The sequence below is a fragment of the Ramlibacter pallidus genome (genome assembly GCF_015070875.1).
GTDB lineage: Bacteria > Pseudomonadota > Gammaproteobacteria > Burkholderiales > Burkholderiaceae_C > Ramlibacter > Ramlibacter pallidus.
In genome coordinates, this window is sequence record NZ_JADDIV010000005.1 from 413173 (window position 1) to 431426 (window position 18254).

Here is an 18254-nt window from a genome sequence, read left to right on the forward strand (position 1 = left end):
TAATTGACGTTTACGTCAACGTCAATGGAATCGCCAAAGGAAAAGGCGGCCGCAGCCGCCTTTTCACGCCCGTGCTCCGTGCCTACCGTGCGTACAGGACCGAGGGCAGCCACAGGCCGATCTGCGGCCAGATGTAGAGCAGGAAGATCGCCACGATCTGGATCCCCATGAACGGGATCATCCCCATGAAGATCTGGTTGAGCGTCACGTGCGGTGGACTCACCCCCTTCAGGTAGAAGGCCGACATGGCCACCGGCGGCGACAGGAAGGCGGTCTGCAGGTTCAGCGCCACGAGCAGGCCGAACAGCAGCGGGTCGACGCCGAAGTTGTCCAGCAGAGGCACGAAGATCGGCATGAAGATCACGATGATCTCGGTCCATTCCAGCGGCCAGCCCAGGATGAAGATGATCACCTGCGACAGCACCAGGAACTGCGTCTTGGTCAGGTTCATCGACAGCACCCAGCGCTCCACCAGTTCCTGCCCGCCCAGCAGCGCGAACGCCGCCGAGAAGATCGCCGAACCGACGAACAGCCAGCACACCATGGCCGACGTCTTCGCCGTGAGGAACACGCTTTCCTTCACCACTTCGAAGGTGAGCTGCCGGTAGGCGATGGCGAGGAGGAATCCGCCCAGCGCCCCCACCGCGGCCGCTTCCGTCGGCGTGGCCAGCCCCATGACGATGGAGCCGAGCACCGCCAGGATCAGCACCATCAGCGGGAAGAAGCTGGTGAGCAGCATCTTGAACACTTCGAGGCGGGCGAAGGTCAGCATGCCGTAGAAGAGCGCGAACAGCGCGGCGAACACTGCGAAGACCGTCCACCACGTCCGCGACGCCTCCCGTTCGGCGCCCGCCGGGGCGGGCGTCGCCGCGGCGCTGCCGCCCGCACCAGGGGGCTCCTGCACGCCACCAGCCGCGGGCGCCTGTGCCGCTGCCGGCGGTTCCGCCACCCCACCCGCCCCGGGCGGCTCGGCCAGGCCGCCGCTCGCGGCCGGTGGCTCCGACAGGGCGCCACCGGCCGCCGGGGGCTCGGCGAGGCTTCCCGCAGCCGGAGGTTCCGCCAGGCCGCCTTCGGCGGGTGGCTCGGCGAGTCCGGTGCCGGAGGCGGCCGGGGGTTCGGCCAGCCCGCCGGCCGCCGGCGGCTCGGCGAGGCCCGTGGCGGCACTGCGCTCGGCGCCGCCACCGGTCTCGCCCATGCGCGTGAGGTTCTCGTAGGTGGCTTCCGCGGCCAGCGGCTCCGTGACGGCGCGGTAGCTCCACAGCGAGACGAACACGAACAGGAGCAGGGGCGCGAACACCAGCAGCAGCTGGCGCAGCAGGTAGCCCGTCGGGACGTCCTGGTTGCGCTTGCCCTTGAGGGCCGCGATCAGGCCCAGCACGGCGTGGCCGGTGCCGTTGGGGTTCGTGATCTTCTGCGTCAGCGGCGGCAGCGGGACGAAGCGGTCTTCGGCGGACAGCGGCGGCGCGAGAGACGGCTTGATCTTCGCGACGATGATCACGTAGACGATGTAGAGGCCGGCGAGCATCAGCCCCGGGAAGAAGGCGCCCGCGTACAACTGCACCACCGAGACGCCCGCCGTCGCGCCGTAGACGATCAGCAGCACCGAGGGCGGGATCAGGATGCCGAGGCAGCCGCCCGCCGTGATCGAGCCGGCCGTCAGCCGCACGCTGTAGCCGGCCTTCAGCATCGCGGGCATCGCGAGCAGGCCCATGAGCGTGACCACCGCGCCGACGATGCCGGTGGCCGTCGCGAAGATGGCGCAGGTCACGAGCGTGGCCACCGCCAGCGCGCCGGGCAGGCGCGCCAGCGCCAGGTGGATGCTGCGGAACAGCCGTTCGATCAGGTTGGCCCGCTCGACGATGTAGCCCATGAACACGAACAGCGGGATCGCGATGAGGACGTCGTTGCCCATCGTCTTGAAGGTCGCCTGCACCATCAGGTCCAGCGTCTGGGTGGTGTTCCCCCCGTACGCCAGGAAGGTGAAGATCATCCCCATGCCCATCAGCGTGAAGGCGGTGGGGAAGCCGAGCATGATGGCGACGACCACGAGCGACAGCATCAGCAGGCCGATGTGGCCGCGTTCGATGCGCTCCACGCTCACCAGCATGATCAGCGCCGCGGCCACGATGACCGCCATCAGCGAGAAGCCGAACCAGAGTTCCTTGCGGATCTTCACAGCGGGCTCCCTTTCTCCGCCGGCGGGGCGGCGAGCTCGCGGTGGTCGTCGGCGTGCACCATCGCCTTGAGCTTCTCGACGTCGACCTCCTCCACGTCCTGCTCGCGCGACGGCCATTCGCCCTGGCGGATGCAGATGATGCAGCGGGCGATCTCGACGAAGCCCTGCAGCAGCAGGATCGCGCCCGCGAAGGGGATGAAGAACTTGAAGGGATACACGGGGATGGGGTCCGCGTTGAAGGTGTGCTCGCGGATCGCGAGCGATTCCTGGAAGTAGGTCCAGCCGGCCCAGGTCATGGCGAACACGCCGGGCAGGAAGAAGAGGATGTACAGCACGAGGTCCAGCGTGGCCTGCGTGCGCGGGCGGAAGAACCCGTACAGCACGTCGCCGCGCACGTGGCCGTTCTTGGACAGCGTGTAAGCGCCGGCCATCATGAACAGCACGCCGTACAGCATGATCTGCACGTCGAGCATCCAGGCGTGCGGCTTGCCGAGGACGTAGCGCGAGAACACCTCCCACGAGATGAACGCCGTCAGCAGGATGATGGCCCAGGCGAACAGCTGCCCGATCCAGGTGGAGAGCCGGTCGATGGCCAGTAGTACTTTCTGCATTGCTTGCCCCTTTTGCCCTGCCAGCGCGGCCCAAAAAAAGGGCGGCCGGTGCCGCCCTTTCCGCCGGCCGCTGCCGGTCAGGCCTTCTTGCCGCCCTTCGCGAAGTAGCGGTTGTAGGCCATCTTGAAGTCGACGGTGTAATCGTTCTGCCACTGGCCCGCGCGCTCGGCGAAGGCGCGCTGCGAATCCAGCACGCGCTTGAAGAACGCGTTCTCGCCGGCCTTGGCCGCCGTCACCTTGTCCCAGGCATCCAGCTGTGCCTTCAGGATGGAATCGGGCGTCTTGTAGAAGTTGACCTTGTCCTTGGTCTTCAGCTCGATGTAGTCCTTGGAGTTGCGGTCGATCGCCTTCCAGCTCATGTCGGCGCTGGAGGCCTGCACGGCGTAGTCGATGATGGACTTCAGTTCCTGCGGCAGCGCGTTGTACTTCGGCTTGTTGAACAGGATCTCGAACTGCTCGCCCGACTGGTGGAACGACTGCAGCATGCAGTTCTTCGCGACGTCCGGGAAGCCCAGCACGCGGTCGGAGGACGCATTGTTGAATTCGGCCGCGTCGATCAGGCCGCGGTCCAGCGCCGGCACGATCTCGCCGCCCGGCAGCGGGTTCACCGCCACGCCCAGTTCCTTGAACACGTCGACCGCCAGGCCCACGGTGCGGAACTTCAGCCCCTTCAGCTGCGCGGCGTTGGAGACCGGCTTCTTGAACCAGCCGAGCGGCTGCGTGGGCATCGGGCCGTACAGGTAGGAGACCACGTCCATGTTGATGGACTTGTAGATCTCGTCCAGCAGCGCCTTGCCGCCGCCGTAGTAGTGCCAGGACAGGACCATGTTGGGGTCCATGCCGAAGGCCGGGCCCGAGCCCCACAGGGCCAGCGCCGAGTTCTTGCCGTAGTGGTAGGCGACGACGCCGTGGCCGCCGTCGAGCGTGCCCTTGTTGACCGCTTCCAGCAGCTGGAAGGCCGGGACCACGGCGCCGGAGGGCAGCACCTCGATCTTCAGGCGGTTGCCCGCCATGTCGTTGACCTTCTTGGCGAAGTCGAGCGCGTACTCGTGGAAGATGTCCTTCGCCGGCCAGGTGCTCTGGAAGCGGAAAGAGGTGGTCTGGGCGACGGCGACCATCGGCGCCGACATGGCACCGGCGGCAACGGCGGCACCCTTGAGCAGGCTGCGGCGGCGGGGGGTCTTGGCTTCGGACATCGAGGGGTCTCCTGTGGCGTGAAATTGTTAGCAAGCTATCCTCGGCGGCGCCCCCCCAAGCAGTGATAGGGTTTACACGGAGCGATCGCGCATGGACCTGACGGATCGCTGTCGGCCGGCGGCGTCGAGGCGTTGGAGGCCCTGCCGCGCGCACTGGCAAAATCGCCCCATGAACGCGCCCACGCCCCTGCCCGACCAGCCCCGGCCCGCCGAAGGCTATGCCGGCGACGTCAGTCCCGAACTCGCCTGCCGCTGGTGGCAGGCGGGCGAGGCGGTGCTGGTGGACGTGCGCACGGACGCCGAGCGCGAGTGGGTCGGGTTCGTGCCCGGCGCGGTGCCGCTCGCCTGGAAGCAGTGGCCCGGCATGCAGGCCAATGCGGGCTTCGACGAAGGACTGCGCGCAGCGGTGCCGCCCGGCCGGAAGGTCGTGCTGCTGTGCCGCAGCGGCGTGCGCTCGATCGCGGCCGCGAAGCGCGCGGCCGAACTCGGTTTCGAGGCCTACAACATCCTCGAAGGCTTCGAGGGCGACGCGGATGCGGAAGGCCACCGCAACCGCAAGGCCGGCTGGCGCTTCCGCGGCCTTCCGTGGCGCCAGGGATGACCCACCCCCGAAGCGGCTCGCGCCGCGTCCCCCTCAAGGGGGCGCCACCAGCGGCCCGGCAAAGCCGGTTCCGCGGTGGCACTGGAAAGAGATCCCGCGAACTTCAACGAGAGAGCAGACCATGGCAGTCAACCTGAACGCGCCGCGCGCGGAATCGCTGCACGCCGTCGCCGGCGTGCGCATCGGCGTGGCGGAAGCCGGCATCCGCAAGGCCAACCGCAAGGACCTCACCGTCTTCCTGCTTGACGAAGGCGCGGCGGTGGCCGGCGTCTTCACGCAGAACCGCTTCTGCGCGGCGCCGGTGCAGGTCTGCCGCGAGCACCTCGCGCACGGTGGTGTCCGCGCGCTGGTGATCAACACCGGCAACGCCAACGCGGGCACCGGCGAGGACGGCCTGGTGCGCGCGCGCACCACCTGCATCGCGGCCGCGCGCCTGCTGGACGTGGCGCCGGAACAGGTGCTGCCGTTCTCCACCGGCGTGATCATGGAGCCGCTGCCGGTCGACCGCATCGAGAAGGGCCTGCCCGCGGCGCTGGCCGACGCGCAACCCGCGCACTGGCTGCGCGCGGCCGAGGGCATCATGACCACCGACACGCTGCCCAAGGCCTTCAGCCGGCAGGTGCAGGTGGACGGCGTCACCGTCACCGTGACCGGCATCAGCAAGGGCGCCGGCATGATCCGCCCGAACATGGCGACGATGCTGGGCTTCGTGGCCACCGACGCGAAGATCGCGCCGGGGCTGCTGCCGGCGCTCGCCCTCGAGCTGGCGGAAGGCTCGTTCAACCGCGTCACCGTCGACGGCGACACCTCCACCAACGACTCCTTCGTCGTGATCGCCACGAACAAGGCGCGGCACGCGGAGATCGCCTCCTTCGACACGCCGGCGGGCCGTGCGGTGAAGGACGCGATGCAGGAGGTGGCACGCCTGCTGGCGCAGGCCATCGTGCGCGACGGCGAAGGCGCCACCAAGTTCATCACGGTGCGTGTCGAGGGCGGGCAGACCGGCGCGGAGTGCCGCCAGGTGGCTTACGCGATCGCGCATTCGCCCCTCGTGAAGACCGCGTTCTTCGCGAGCGACCCGAACCTCGGGCGCATCTTGGCCGCCGTGGGCTACGCCGGCATCGCCGACCTGGACCAGACGAAGATCGACCTCTACCTCGACGACGTGCACGTGGCCAGGCAGGGCGGCCGCAACCCGGCCTACCGCGAGGAAGACGGCCAGCGCGTGATGAAGCAGGCGGAGATCACGGTGCGCGTGGTCCTCGGCCGCGGCGATGCCGCCGACCAGGTGTGGACCTGCGATTTCAGCCACGAGTACGTGACGATCAACGCCGACTACCGTTCATGAGCGAAAAGAACTTCGACGCGCTGATCGCGCGCGCGCTGCAGCTGGTGGCGCGCATCGAGGCCATCCTGCCGCAGCCCCTGGGCGCGCCCGACTGGAACGGCGCCATCGCCTGGCGCTACCGCAAGCGCTCCAGCGGCCATGGCGCCCTGGAGCCGGTGAAGCACGTCGGCGCGATCACACTGGACGACCTGAAGGAGATCGACCCGCAGAAGGAGAAGATCCAGCGCAACACGCTGCAGTTCGTGCAGGGCCATCCGGCCAACAACGTGCTGCTGACGGGCGCGCGCGGCACCGGCAAGTCCTCGCTGATCAAGGCCTGCCTCAACGCGTACGCGAAGGACGGACTGCGCCTGATCGAGGTGGACAAGGCCGACCTCGTCGACCTGCCGGACATCATCGACGTCGTGGCGAACCGGCCCGAGAAGTTCATGGTGTTCTGCGACGACCTGAGCTTCGAGGAAGGCGAGCCCGGCTACAAGGCGCTCAAGTCGATCCTGGACGGCTCGGTCGCGGCATCGACGCCGAACGTGCTGATCTATGCGACCAGCAACCGGCGCCACCTGCTGCCCGAGTACATGAAGGAGAACCTCACCTACACCCACACCGAGGACGGCGAGGTCCATCCCGGCGAGGTGGTCGAGGAGAAGATCTCGCTGTCCGAGCGCTTCGGCCTCTGGGTGAGCTTCTATCCCTTCAGCCAGGACGAGTACCTGCACATCTGCGCGACCTGGCTGGCGCACTTCGGCGTGGCGCCGGCGGCCATCGAGGCCGCGCGGCCTGAGGCGCTGGTGTGGGCGCTGGAGCGCGGCTCGCGCAGCGGCCGCGTCGCCTACCAGTTCGCGCGCGACCACGCGGGACGGCAGCGCGGGTGAACCGCGTCCTGGTCGCCGACGGTGAACGGCCGCGCGAGGGCGGTCCGGACCGCAAGGAAGTGGAAGTCGCCGTCGGCGTGTTGATCCGCGGGGACGGTGCTTTCCTGCTCACGTCGAGGCCGCCGGGCAAGGTCTACGAAGGCTATTGGGAGTTCCCGGGCGGCAAGGTCGAGCCGGGCGAGACCGTCGAACAGGCGCTGCGGCGCGAACTGCAGGAAGAGATCGGCGTGACCATCGGCGCCGTGCAGCCCTGGCGCGTGGAGCGCGTCGACTATCCGCACGCCCTGGTGCGGCTGAACTTCTGCAAGGTGTTCGACTGGACGGGTGAGCTGCACATGCACGAGGGGCAGCAGTTCGCGTGGCAGCAGCTGCCCGTCGCGGTGCAACCGGTGCTCCCGGGCACGGTGCCGGTGCTGCAGTGGTTCGCGCAGGAGCGTGCGTTCACCGGCGCCACGCACGGCTGACGGCGCGGGGGCACGGGAGCCTAGCGTTCCTTCGGGTCGCCGAAGGGCAGGTCGTCGGGCGGCGTCTCGTCCGGGACGCGGAAGCTTTCGCTGGCCCAGGCGCCGAAGTCCAGGTTCTTGCAGCGCTCGCTGCAGAACGGGCGGAACGCGTTGGTGGGCGCATAGACGCTGTCGCCGCCGCAGGCGGGGCAGCGCACGATGCGCGGCTTGGCAGGCTTGTCTGCACGCGTGGCCATGGTCCTCGCCTCAGGCGCAGAGCGTCAGTTCGAAAGGGGTGTTGTCGCTGCTCGCCTGGAGCCGGTCGGTGTCCTGCCGCATCAGGCGCACCGACACGATCAGGCGGTTGCCGCTGATCTCGGGCACCACGCCGAGCTCGGGCGCGATGCGCAGCCGCAGCAGCTGGAAGGTGCGGCCCTGCGGCAGGTTCTGCTGCAGCTGGCCGCCGGTGGCGATCACCTTCTGGGGGCTGCCGGAGTCGCGCAGCATCTTCAGCAGCAGGTGGATGGATTCGGCGAGCGGCCCCAGGGTGCCGGCCCAGCGCTCCAGGTCCGCGCGCCGGTGTTCGGCCGGCAGGTGCTGCCAGGCGTAGTAGGCGGGCAGGTCGAACTCGCAGGTGCCGCCCGGGATGCCGGCACGGCTGCGGATGCTCATGAGCCACTCGTTCTCGGTGAGCGGCTGGCCGGCCTTGCCCGGCGTGCCGTTCACCGCGGCGAAGCAGCTTTCGATGTGCGCGACGACGTCGTCCAGCGCGCGTTCGGAAACGCCCGGGTTGCCCCGATAGCCGTTGAGCACCTGCTTCTGGCGGTCCAGGTCCTTGAGCACGTCGGACTTGAGGTCGGCGCGCGCGGCGACGTCCATCACTTCGAAGATCGTGGCGAGCGCGTAGTGGTGGTCCAGCGGGTGGCTGCGCGGGATCAGTTCGCCCAGCCGGCGGAACAGGTGTTCCAGCCGCAGGTAGGTCCGGATGCGTTCGTTGAACGGATATTCGTAGAGGATCACGCGCGGGTTAGGGCGTTTGCTGATGGGCGGCGAGGCGCCATCATAGCCCGAAGGATCGCGCCGCCTGTTCCACTTCGTTGCGGAGCGCTTCCAGCGACAGCCCCTCGTTGCAGACCACGATGTCCGCCGCGGCGAGCCGCAGGCCCCTCGGTGCCTGCGCCGCGATGATGGCGCGGACCTCGTCCGGGGACAGCCCGCTGCGCGCCGCGACCCGCGCGACCTGCGTTTCCGGCTCGCAGTCGATGACGAGCACGCGATCGAGCTGCGCGCGCCAGCGGCCGGTCTCAACCAGCAGGGGAATGTCGAACACGATGCAGCGCGCCCCGGCCGCCAGCGCGGCCTCGACCTGGCTCGCGATCTCCTCGCCCACGAGCGGATGGATGATCTGCTCCAGCTCCCGCCGGGACTCGGGTCTTGCGTAGGCTTGCTCTCGCATGCGCACTCGGTCGAGGGCGCCTTCCGGCGTGATGAAGTCCGCGCCGAAGCGCTGGGCGATCAGGGGCAGGGCGGCGCCGCCGGGCGCGGTCGTCGCGCGCGAGATGGCATCCGCATCGACCGCTGCCGCGCCGCGTTCGCGCAGCATGGCGAGCACCGTGCTCTTGCCGCTGCCGATGCCGCCGGTGAGCCCGATGCGCAGGGCCACGGCTTCAGCGCGCGCCGAAGGGGAACGCGAAGGGGAGCAGCGCCGGGACGGCGGAGGGGCCGAGCGCCAGGGCCAGCAGCCCGGCGCCGGCGAGATAGGGGCCGAAGGGCATGGGGATGTCCTTGTGGGCGAGCTTGCCGATGAAGATCAGCAGGATGCCGATCACGGCGCCGACGATGGAGGACAGCAGCACGATCGCCAGCAGGTACTTCACGCCCAGCCAGGCACCCAGCGCGGCGAGGAGCTTGAAGTCGCCGTAGCCCATGCCTTCCTTGCCGGTCGCCAGCTTGAAGGCCTGGAAGATGCCCCAGAACACCAGGTAGCCGAGGGCCGCGCCCCAGACCGCCGAATGCAGCGGCACCGTCCAGCCCACGGCCGATGCGAGCAGGCCGAGCCACAACAGGGTGTAGTTCAGGTCGTCCGGCAGGATCTGCGTGTCCATGTCGATCAGGAACAGGCAGATCAGCAAGGCCGCGAAGGCGGCCCAGGCCGCGGCCTGCAGCGTGATGCCGAAGCGCCAGGCGCACAGCGCGAAGAACCCCGCCGTGATCAATTCGACCAGGGGGTAGCGCACGCTGATGGGCGCCTTGCATCGCGAGCACTTGCCGCGCAGCGCCAGCCAGCTCACGACCGGGATGTTCTCGTACCAGCGGATCTGGTGGCCGCAGTGCGGGCAACGCGAGCGCGGCACCACGAGGTTGAAGGCTTCGCCTTCCTCCTTCGCCGGCTGGCCGCTGAATTCCGCGCACTCGGCCGCCCACTCCCGTTCGAGCATCTTCGGGAAGCGGTGGATCACCACGTTGAGGAAACTGCCGATCAGCAGCCCGAGGACGGCCGCGACGAGCGCGGCCTCCAGTCCGCCCGCCAGCCCCATCAGACCACGGCGCCGAGCTTGAAGATGGGCAGGTACATCGCGACCACGATGCCGCCGATCAGCGTGCCGAGGAACACGATGATCATCGGCTCCATGAGGCTGGACAGGCCCGCCACCATGTCGTCGACCTCGGCCTCGTAGAAGTCCGCGGCCTTGCCGAGCATGTGGTCGATGGAGCCGGACTCCTCGCCGATCGCGCACATCTGCAGCACCATCGACGGGAACACGTTCGCGTTCATCATGGCGGCCGTCAGGCTGGTGCCGGTGGAGACTTCCTGCTGGATCTTCTCCGTCGCCAGCGCGTACACCGAGTTGCCCGAGGCGCCGCCCACGGAATCCAGCGCTTCCACCAGCGGCACGCCGGCGGCGAACATCGTCGCCAGCGTCCGCGTCCAGCGCGCGATCACCGACTTGTAGATCAGGTTGCCGAAGAGCGGCAGCTTCAGCAGCAGGCGGTCCATGAACTGCTGCACCTTCTCGCTGCGCTTCCAGGCCTGCATGAAGAAGTAGAACCCGCCGCCGATGCCGCCGAAGATCAGCCACCACCACTGGACGAAGAACTCGCTCATGGCGATCACGAACAGGGTCGGTGCCGGCAGGTCCGCGCCGAAGGAGGTGAACACTTCCTTGAACGCCGGGATCACGAAGATCATGATGACGGTCACCACCACGAAGGCCACCACCATCACCGAGATCGGGTACATCAGCGCCGACTTGATCTTCGACTTGATGGCCTCCGTCTTCTCCATGTAGGTCGCCAGGCGGTCCAGCAGGCCTTCCAGGATACCGGCCGCCTCACCCGCTTCCACCAGGTTGCAGTACAGGTTGTCGAAGTACAGCGGGTACTTGCGGAAGGCGGCGGACAGCGAGGTGCCCGTCTCGACATCCGTGCGGATGTCGTTCAGCAGCTTGGTGACGCTGGGGTTGGCATTGCCGCGGCCCACGATGTCGAAGGCCTGCAGCAGCGGCACGCCGGCCTTCATCATGGTGGCCAGCTGGCGCGTGAAGATCGCGATGTCCTTGGGCTTGATGCGCGAGCCGGAGCGCATGCGGCGCTTCTTGACCTTGGTCGGCGACACGCCCTGGCGGCGCAGCGAGGCCCGCACCTGGTTCTCGCCGCCTGCGCGCGTCTCCCCCCGGACGGTCTTGCCGTTGCGGTCCCGTCCCTCCCACTCGAAAACGAAGTCCTTCGTTGCTGCTGCGGTGGCCATGTTGGCTCCTCTGACTGCTTATTCGTTCGTGCAGGCGAGCACTTCCTCGAGGGAAGTGAGCCCCATCTTGACCTTGTGCAGGCCGGATTCGCGCAGGCTGCGCACGCCTTCGATCTTGGCCTGCTGGGCGATCTCGAGGGCGCTGCCGTCGGCCAGGATGATGCGCTGCATGTCCTCGCTGATCGGCATGACCTGGTAGATGCCGACCCGTCCCTTGTAGCCGTTGTTGCATGCGGAGCAGCCCACCGGGTGGTAGGGCGTCCAGCTGCCGTCGACTTCCTCTTCCTTGAAGCCGGCGTCGATGAGCGTTTCGTACGGGATGTCTTGCGGCGCCTTGCACTGCGGGCAGAGCCGCCGCGCCAGGCGCTGCGCGGTGATCAGGATCACCGACGACGCGATGTTGAACGGCGCGATGCCCATGTTGCGCATCCGCGTGAGCGTCGTGGGCGCGTCGTTCGTGTGCAGGGTCGACATCACCAGGTGGCCGGTCTGCGCGGCCTTGATCGCGATGTCGGCGGTTTCGAGGTCGCGGATTTCGCCGACCATGATGATGTCCGGGTCCTGCCGCAGGAAGGACTTCAGCGCGGCCGCGAAAGTGAGGCCGGCCTTGTCGTTGACGTTCACCTGGTTGACGCCGGGCAGGTTGATTTCCGCCGGGTCTTCCGCCGTGGAGATGTTCACGCCCGGCTTGTTCAGCAGGTTCAGGCAGGTGTACAGCGACACCGTCTTGCCGGAGCCGGTCGGGCCGGTCACCAGGATCATGCCGTAGGGGCGGCCGATCGCCTCCATCAGGCGGGCCTTCTCCTCCGGCTCGTAGCCGAGCGCGTCGATGCCCAGGCGGGCGCTGCTCGGGTCCAGGATACGGATCACGATCTTCTCGCCGAAGAGCGTGGGCAGCGTGGAGACGCGGAAGTCGATCACGCGGTCGGCGCTGACCTTCAGCTTCATCCGGCCGTCCTGCGGCACCCGCTTCTCGGAGATGTCCATGCGGGAGATCACCTTGATGCGGGAGGCCAGCTTGTCCTTGATGGCGACCGGCGGGGAGGCGATCTCGCGCAGCTCGCCGTCGATGCGGAAGCGCACGCGGTAGGTGTGCTCGTAGGGTTCGAAGTGCAGGTCGGAAGCGCGGGCGCCGATGGCGTCCAGCAGCATCTTGTGCAGGAACTTGACGACCGGCGCGTCCTCGACGTCGGAGGTCGCGCCCTTGTCGTCCTCCTCGCCGGCCGTGCTGTCGATCGTCGATTCGTCGAACTCGAAATCGTCGCCGATGATGCTGTCCATGGCCTCGGTGGCCGTGGTGGCGTGCGCCTCCACCACCTTGGACAGCTTGTCGTATTCGGCGATCACCCAGTCCACGCCCATCTGCGTGGCGAACTTGATCTTCTCGGCGCACTGCTGGTCCGACGGGTCGGCGGTGGCGACGATCAGGCGGTTGTTGCGCTTGGACAGCACCACCACCCGGTAGGCCTGGCAGATCTTGGTGTCCAGCAGGCCGCGGGGCAGGCGCTGCAGGTCGATCGCGTCCAGGTCCACCAGCGGGGCGCCGAAGGCACCCGACATGGTGTGCGCGAGGTCGGCCGCGGACACGGCGCCGGAGCCGGTCAGTTCGGCGATGAAGCTGGTGCGGTTGGCCTGCGCCTTCTTGTAGATGTCCTCGGCCGCCCGCTGGCCGAGCTTGCCGGCGGACACCAAGGCGCGGCCGAGGCCCGGGAGGGCGACGGCGGAAGCTTCGGTGAGGGGATCGACTGCGGCCATGGATCGGTAATTCGGGGACAAGGAAAGCTCTGACCCGGGCTTGCAAGGGTCGGGTCTCATCATCCCGAAAAGCCGAGTTGATGTAAATGCGCAAAGGGTTTGTGACGTCCTGGCGTTGGTAGGAAGTCACGGCATGGTGCATCCGGCACCATGAAGCAAAGTCTTGTTACGCCGCCGCGGGAAAGTTCCGCGGCGAAAGGACCAGTCCGTCTGGAGGAAACTGGTCGGGGTGAGAGGATTCGAACCTCCGGCCTCTACGTCCCGAACGTAGCGCTCTACCAGGCTAAGCTACACCCCGATTTCTGCGATGTGTCGTGTGCCGAGGGGACCTCAGTTGCGACGCTGCAGCAGTGAAGCCGCCAATTGTACCAAAGCCTGAGCATGCGGATTCGACGGCAGCTGTGCGGCGGCTGACATGGCACGCCGTGCCTCCGCCGCCGCCGCGTCGCGCGCGACTTCGAGTGCCCCTGTTTCCTGCACGACGGCGACGATGCGTTCGAGTTCTTCCAGCGCGCCGGTCTCGACGGCCTTGCGCACCAGCGCGCGCTGCTCCGCCGTGCCGAGCCGCATGGCCGCGATCAGGGGCAGCGTGACCTTGCCTTCGCGCAGGTCGTCGCCCAGGTTCTTCCCGAGTTCCTGCGCATTGCCGGTGTAATCGAGCACGTCGTCGATCACCTGGAACGCGGTGCCGAGCGCCTGGCCGTAGCTCGCGCACGCTGCTTCCAGCGCGCCGTCCGCGCCGGACAGGACGGCCCCAAGCCGCGCGCTCGCCTCGAACAGCTTGGCCGTCTTGGAGCGGATCACGTGCAGGTAGGCGCGCTCGTCGAGCTCCGGGTCGTGCATGTTCATCAGCTGCATGACCTCGCCCTCGGCGATGACGTTCGTCGCGTCGGCCAGGATTTCCATGACGCGCATGTCGTGCGCGTCCAGCATCATCTGGAAAGCGCGCGAGTAGAGGAAGTCACCCACCAGGACGCTGGCCGGGTTGCCGAAGTGCGCGTTGGCCGTGGCCCGTCCGCGCCGCAGCGTGGATTCGTCCACGACGTCGTCGTGCAGCAGCGTGGCGGTATGGATGAACTCCACCACCGCGGCCAGGTTGTGGTGCTGCTCTCCGCGGTAGCCGAGGGCGCCGCAGACCAGCAGCAGCAGGGCGGGCCGCAGGCGCTTGCCGCCCGAGGAGATGATGTAGCGGGAGACTTCCCCCACCAGCGGCACGCCGGAGTCGAGGCGGCGGGCGATCACCCGGTCGACCGCGTGCATGTCGTCCGAAATCAGGGAGAGCACGGAGGCGGCGCTGGGGGAGGAATCGGTCAAGAGGGAGCCTGGGGTTTGCCTGATTATAGAAACAGCCCCGCCTGCCCTTCGGCGCGGCCCGGCCCCGCTTGTGAGCGTCCACCAACCATGCTATAGTCGCGGGCTCTCCGGAAATGGGTCCGGGAGAGTCGATGACCCCCGCTGGGGGTCGTTTCCATAGTGAGGTCAACATGTACGCGGTCATAAAAACCGGGGGCAAGCAGTATCGCGTTGCTTCCGGCGACAAGATCAAGGTAGAACAGATTGCTGCGGACATCGGCCAGGAAATCACGATCGACCAGGTTCTCGCAGTCGGCAACGGCGGCGACCTGAAGATCGGCGTCCCCCTGGTGTCCGGTGCCACGGTGAAGGCCACGATCGTGGCGCACGGCAAGCACGACAAGGTCCGCATCTTCAAGATGCGCCGTCGCAAGCACTACCAGAAGCACCAGGGCCATCGCCAGCAATACACCGAACTCCAGATCGGTGCGATCGCCGGCTAAGGAGCACAGGAAATGGCACAGAAAAAAGGCGGCGGCTCTACGCGAAACGGGCGCGACTCCCAGCCGAAGATGCTGGGCGTGAAGGCCTTCGGCGGCGAACTGATCAGCGCCGGCTCCATCATCGTGCGCCAGCGCGGCACCAAGTTCCACCCCGGCACCAACGTCGGCGTGGGCAAGGACCACACGCTGTTCGCGCTGGTGGACGGCCACGTGCACTTCAAGGTGCAGGGCTCGCTCAACAAGCACACGGTCAACGTGATCCCGGCGGCTTGAGCTAAGCTCATCCCGCTGACAAGAAGCCCCGACTTGTCGGGGCTTTTTTTTCGTTTGAGGTTCCCATGAAATTCGTCGACGAGGCATTCATCGACATCGCCGCCGGCGATGGGGGGAACGGCTGCGTCTCCTTCCGCCACGAGAAGTACAAGGAGTTCGGCGGGCCGAACGGCGGCGGCGGCGGGCGCGGCGGCCACGTGTGGGCGGTGGCGGACCCGAACCTGAACACGCTGGTGGACTACCGCTTCTCGCGCCGGCACGAGGCCGGGCGGGGCGAGCACGGCATGGGCTCCGACATGTTCGGTGCCATGGGCCACGACGTCGTGCTCAAGATGCCGGTGGGCACCATCCTCACCGATGCCGAGACCGGCGAGGTGCTGTACGAGCTGCTGCAGCCGGGCGAGAAGATCCTGATCGCCAAGGGCGGCGACGGCGGCTTCGGCAACATGCGCTTCAAGAGCTCGGTCAACCGGGCCCCGCGCCAGAAGACGCCCGGCTGGCCCGGCGAGAAGAAGAGCCTGAAGCTGGAACTGAAGGTGCTGGCCGACGTCGGCCTGCTCGGCATGCCGAACGCCGGCAAGTCCACGCTGATCGCCGCGGTTTCCAATGCGCGGCCGAAGATCGCCGACTACCCGTTCACCACGCTGCACCCGAACCTGGGCGTCGTGCGCGTCGGCCCCGAGCAGAGCTTCGTGATCGCCGACGTGCCGGGCCTCATCGAGGGTGCCGCGGAAGGCGCGGGCCTGGGCCACCAGTTCCTGCGCCACCTGCAGCGCACGCGCCTGCTGCTGCACATCGTGGACCTGGCGCCGTTCGACGAAACGGTCGACCCCGTGGCGCAGGCGAAGGCCATCGTGGGCGAGCTGAAGAAGTACGACAAGGAACTCTTCGACAAGCCGCGCTGGCTGGTGCTGAACAAGCTGGACATGGTGCCGGCGGACGAGCGCGCCGCCCGCGTGAAGGACTTCGTCAAGCGCTTCAAGCACAAGGGCCCGGTGTTCGAGATCTCGGCGCTGACGCGCGAAGGCTGCGAGCACCTGGTGCAGGCCGTGTACCAGCACATCCGCGCGCAGCAGGTCGCGGAGCAGCCGCCGGCGGAGGTCGATCCGCGTTTCGCGGGCGGCGACAATCCGGCGCCATGAGCGACAACAACGGCAAGGCATCGGCGACGCTGCGCGAGGCGCGGCGCATCGTCGTCAAGGTCGGCTCCAGCCTGGTGACCAACGAAGGGCGGGGCCTGGACGAGCGCGCCATCGGCGAATGGAGCCGGCAGCTCGCGGCACTGGCGGGCGACGGGCGCGAGGTCATCATGGTCTCCAGCGGCGCCATCGCCGAAGGCATGAAGCGCCTGGGGTGGACCAGCCGCCCCCACGAACTCAACGAACTGCAGGCCGCTGCGGCGGTGGGCCAGATGGGCCTGGCGCAGATGTACGAAACCAAGCTGCGCGAGCACGGCATGGGCTCGGCGCAGGTGCTGCTGACGCATGCGGACCTCGCGGACCGCGAGCGCTACCTGAACGCGCGGTCGACGCTGCTCACGCTGCTGTCGCTGCGGGTCGTGCCGGTCATCAACGAGAACGACACGGTCGTCAACGACGAGATCAAGTTCGGCGACAACGACACGCTCGGCGCGCTGGTCGCCAACCTCGTCGAGGCCGACCTGCTGGTGATCCTCACCGACCAGAAGGGCCTGTACAGCGCCGATCCGCGCAAGGACCCGGAGGCGCGCTTCATCCACGAAGCCCGTGCCGGCGACCCCGCGCTGGAGCAGATGGCGGGCGGCGCCGGCTCCAGCATCGGCCGCGGCGGCATGATCACCAAGGTGCTGGCCGCCGGACGCGCCGCGCGGTCCGGTGCGTCCACCGTGATCGCCTGGGGCCGCGAGCCCGATTGCCTGCTGCGCGTCGCGCGCGGCGAGATCGTCGGCACCCTGCTGGTCGCGCCCACGCAGAAGTCGCAGGCGCGCAAGCGCTGGATGGCCGACCACCTGCAGCTGCGCGGTGCGGTGACGGTCGACGCGGGCGCGGCCGCCAAGCTGCGGGCGGAAGGCAAGAGCCTGCTGCCGATCGGCATGACGGCGGTGGAGGGTGACTTCGCGCGGGGCGACGTCATCGCCGTGCGGGACCCGGCCGGCGCCGAGATCGCGCGCGGCCTCGCGAACTACGCTTCAGCCGAAGCGCGCATCCTGTGCCGCAAGCCTTCGGGCGAGATCGAGAAGCTGCTCGGGTACATGGCCGAACCCGAGATGATCCACCGCACGAACCTGGTGGTGACGCGCTAGCGGTTCACGCCGCCGCGCTCGAAGCGGCGGTCGTGCGGGGCCTTCAGGTCGCGCACGATCTGCACGGCGGGGCCGTTGTTCGAATGGCCCACGCACACGCCGTTGCGGGCGAGGTAGAGGCTGTAGCGGAAGTTGGTGCCGCCGTGCAGCGGCTGCCAGTCGCTGTTCTTCACCTGCACCCATCCGCTGTCCGGGTTGTGCCGCGCGTACACCTTGACCTCGCCGCTGCTGCAGCGGATGCCTTCGTACATGCCGTTGACCGTGCCGCTCGGACTGGTGGCCACGACCACGTAACGCACGACACCGTCGGTGCCGACGACGATGGAGCCGGGGTCCACGCCGAAGCGCAGGCTGCTGCCCGGGATGTCCAGTGCGATGAGGCCCTGCGTGCGCAGCGCCGGGGGCGGCGGGGTCTCGAGTTCCTTCCAGTCGGGGTCGGGGGTGGAGAACTGCGCGGTGGCCGCGCCGGCGGCGCAGGCGAGGGCCAGCGCGAGGATCCTACGGTGCATGCTTTCCCTTGGCGGCGGGCTGCGCCCGCCCTTGCGGATTGGGTTCGAAGGTGGCGCCGGGCGGCAGCTCCATCTGCGGCGACGGCAGCGGGCCGCCGTTCAGGTCGTGCGGCCCCTGGTCGTCGCGCGCGCGCATGCCGCTGCGCAGGTAGCGGTTGCGGTGGTCGTTGCGCGGCAGGTAGCGCGCGAGCTCGCGCAGCGCCATTTCGTAGACGCCGCGCTTGAACTCCACCACCACGTCGAGCGGGACCCAATAGTCGTTCCAGCGCCAGGCGTCGAACTCCGGGTGGTTGGTGGCGCGCAGGTTCAGGTTGTGGTCCTGCCCGATCAACTGCAGCAGGAACCAGATCTGCTTCTGGCCCTTGTAGTGGCCGCGGGCGTCGCGCCGGATGTAGCGTTCCGGCACTTCGTAGCGCAGCCAGTCGCGCGTGCGCGCGACGATGCGCACATGCTCCGGCTTCAACCCGATTTCCTCGTGCAGCTCGCGGTACATCGCCTGCTCGGGGCTCTCGCCGCGATCGATGCCGCCCTGCGGAAACTGCCAGCTGTGCGTCCGGATGCGCTTGCCCCAGAACACCTGGTTCCTCTGGTTGAGCAGGATGATGCCGACGTTGGGCCTGAAGCCGTCCCGGTCCAGCATAATCA

At 68.1% G+C, this 18254-nt stretch carries 20 protein-coding genes and 1 tRNA gene; 8 read left to right on the top strand and 13 right to left on the bottom strand.

Features of this window, described 5'->3' with window-relative positions:
* Positions 1-82 precede the first annotated feature (82 nt).
* The 3 genes from IM787_RS19045 to IM787_RS19055 form a co-directional block, all read right to left on the bottom strand.
* A complete protein-coding gene (locus IM787_RS19045) occupies positions 83-2176 on the bottom strand; it encodes a TRAP transporter large permease subunit (protein ID WP_193678278.1) in 2094 nt (697 codons plus the stop codon).
* Complete coding sequence (locus tag IM787_RS19050; protein ID WP_193678279.1) at positions 2173-2787, bottom strand: TRAP transporter small permease subunit; 615 nt, start codon at positions 2785-2787, stop codon at positions 2173-2175. The genes IM787_RS19045 and IM787_RS19050 overlap by 4 nt, the downstream gene beginning before the upstream one ends.
* Before the next feature lie 77 nt (positions 2788-2864).
* Positions 2865-3983 carry a TRAP transporter substrate-binding protein gene (locus IM787_RS19055; protein ID WP_193678280.1) on the bottom strand — a complete coding sequence of 373 codons (1119 nt, stop codon included), beginning with the start codon at positions 3981-3983 and terminating at the stop codon, positions 2865-2867.
* Between the two features lie 169 nt (positions 3984-4152).
* Here IM787_RS19055 and IM787_RS19060 point away from each other — a divergent pair, with 169 nt between their 5' ends.
* The 4 genes from IM787_RS19060 to IM787_RS19075 all read left to right on the top strand — a co-directional run bounded on the left by IM787_RS19060 (position 4153) and on the right by IM787_RS19075 (position 7268).
* Positions 4153-4584, top strand: coding sequence for a rhodanese-like domain-containing protein (locus IM787_RS19060; RefSeq protein ID WP_193678281.1), 432 nt, complete (start codon positions 4153-4155; stop codon positions 4582-4584).
* Between the two features lie 121 nt (positions 4585-4705).
* Positions 4706-5932 (top strand): bifunctional glutamate N-acetyltransferase/amino-acid acetyltransferase ArgJ, encoded by a 1227-nt coding sequence (gene argJ, locus IM787_RS19065; RefSeq protein ID WP_193678282.1) that lies wholly within the window; start codon positions 4706-4708, stop codon positions 5930-5932.
* A complete protein-coding gene (locus tag IM787_RS19070) occupies positions 5929-6804 on the top strand; it encodes an ATP-binding protein (RefSeq protein ID WP_193678283.1) in 876 nt (291 codons plus the stop codon). Before argJ ends, IM787_RS19070 begins: the two co-directional genes overlap by 4 nt.
* Entirely contained in the window at positions 6801-7268 is a 468-nt protein-coding gene (locus IM787_RS19075; RefSeq protein ID WP_193678284.1) for an NUDIX domain-containing protein, read from the top strand. Before IM787_RS19070 ends, IM787_RS19075 begins: the two co-directional genes overlap by 4 nt.
* A 20-nt stretch (positions 7269-7288) precedes the next feature.
* On the opposite strand, the gene IM787_RS19080 is transcribed toward IM787_RS19075, so the two are convergent.
* From IM787_RS19080 to IM787_RS19115, 8 genes are all read right to left on the bottom strand, one after another.
* Entirely contained in the window at positions 7289-7504 is a 216-nt protein-coding gene (locus tag IM787_RS19080) for a DNA gyrase inhibitor YacG (RefSeq protein WP_193678285.1), read from the bottom strand.
* Positions 7505-7514: 10 nt separating this feature from the next.
* Entirely contained in the window at positions 7515-8267 is a 753-nt protein-coding gene (gene zapD, locus IM787_RS19085; protein WP_193678286.1) for a cell division protein ZapD, read from the bottom strand.
* Between the two features lie 40 nt (positions 8268-8307).
* Positions 8308-8910 (bottom strand): dephospho-CoA kinase, encoded by a 603-nt coding sequence (gene coaE / locus IM787_RS19090; protein ID WP_193678287.1) that lies wholly within the window; start codon positions 8908-8910, stop codon positions 8308-8310.
* A 4-nt stretch (positions 8911-8914) separates the two neighbouring features.
* Complete coding sequence (locus IM787_RS19095; protein WP_193678288.1) at positions 8915-9784, bottom strand: prepilin peptidase; 870 nt, start codon at positions 9782-9784, stop codon at positions 8915-8917.
* Complete coding sequence (locus IM787_RS19100) at positions 9784-10995, bottom strand: type II secretion system F family protein (RefSeq protein WP_193678289.1); 1212 nt, start codon at positions 10993-10995, stop codon at positions 9784-9786. The genes IM787_RS19095 and IM787_RS19100 overlap by 1 nt, the downstream gene beginning before the upstream one ends.
* 18 nt (positions 10996-11013) lie before the next feature.
* Positions 11014-12750: a type IV-A pilus assembly ATPase PilB gene (pilB, locus tag IM787_RS19105; protein ID WP_193678290.1), complete on the bottom strand. Its 1737-nt coding sequence runs from the start codon at positions 12748-12750 to the stop codon at positions 11014-11016.
* Between the two features lie 221 nt (positions 12751-12971).
* Positions 12972-13048 (bottom strand) — tRNA-Pro (locus IM787_RS19110).
* Between the two features lie 32 nt (positions 13049-13080).
* Entirely contained in the window at positions 13081-14010 is a 930-nt protein-coding gene (locus tag IM787_RS19115) for a polyprenyl synthetase family protein (protein WP_193678406.1), read from the bottom strand.
* A gap of 224 nt (positions 14011-14234) precedes the next feature.
* On the opposite strand from IM787_RS19115, the gene rplU reads away from it, so the two are divergent.
* From rplU to proB, 4 genes are all read left to right on the top strand, one after another.
* A complete protein-coding gene (gene rplU, locus IM787_RS19120) occupies positions 14235-14546 on the top strand; it encodes a 50S ribosomal protein L21 (protein ID WP_193678291.1) in 312 nt (103 codons plus the stop codon).
* Positions 14547-14558: 12 nt separating this feature from the next.
* Positions 14559-14819: a 50S ribosomal protein L27 gene (rpmA, locus tag IM787_RS19125; protein ID WP_193678292.1), complete on the top strand. Its 261-nt coding sequence runs from the start codon at positions 14559-14561 to the stop codon at positions 14817-14819.
* Positions 14820-14884: 65 nt separating this feature from the next.
* Positions 14885-15961 carry an Obg family GTPase CgtA gene (gene cgtA, locus IM787_RS19130; protein WP_193678293.1) on the top strand — a complete coding sequence of 359 codons (1077 nt, stop codon included), beginning with the start codon at positions 14885-14887 and terminating at the stop codon, positions 15959-15961.
* A complete protein-coding gene (proB, locus tag IM787_RS19135; protein ID WP_193678294.1) occupies positions 15958-17100 on the top strand; it encodes a glutamate 5-kinase in 1143 nt (380 codons plus the stop codon). Before cgtA ends, proB begins: the two co-directional genes overlap by 4 nt.
* Here proB and IM787_RS19140 read toward each other — a convergent pair.
* Positions 17097-17609, bottom strand: coding sequence for a CNP1-like family protein (locus IM787_RS19140; RefSeq protein ID WP_193678295.1), 513 nt, complete (start codon positions 17607-17609; stop codon positions 17097-17099). The two genes, proB and IM787_RS19140, sit on opposite strands and share 4 nt — an antisense overlap.
* Positions 17599-18249, bottom strand: a complete 651-nt coding sequence (locus IM787_RS19145; protein ID WP_193678296.1) for an RNA pyrophosphohydrolase — start codon at positions 18247-18249, stop codon at positions 17599-17601. Before IM787_RS19145 ends, IM787_RS19140 begins: the two co-directional genes overlap by 11 nt.
* Positions 18250-18254: the final 5 nt, after the last annotated feature.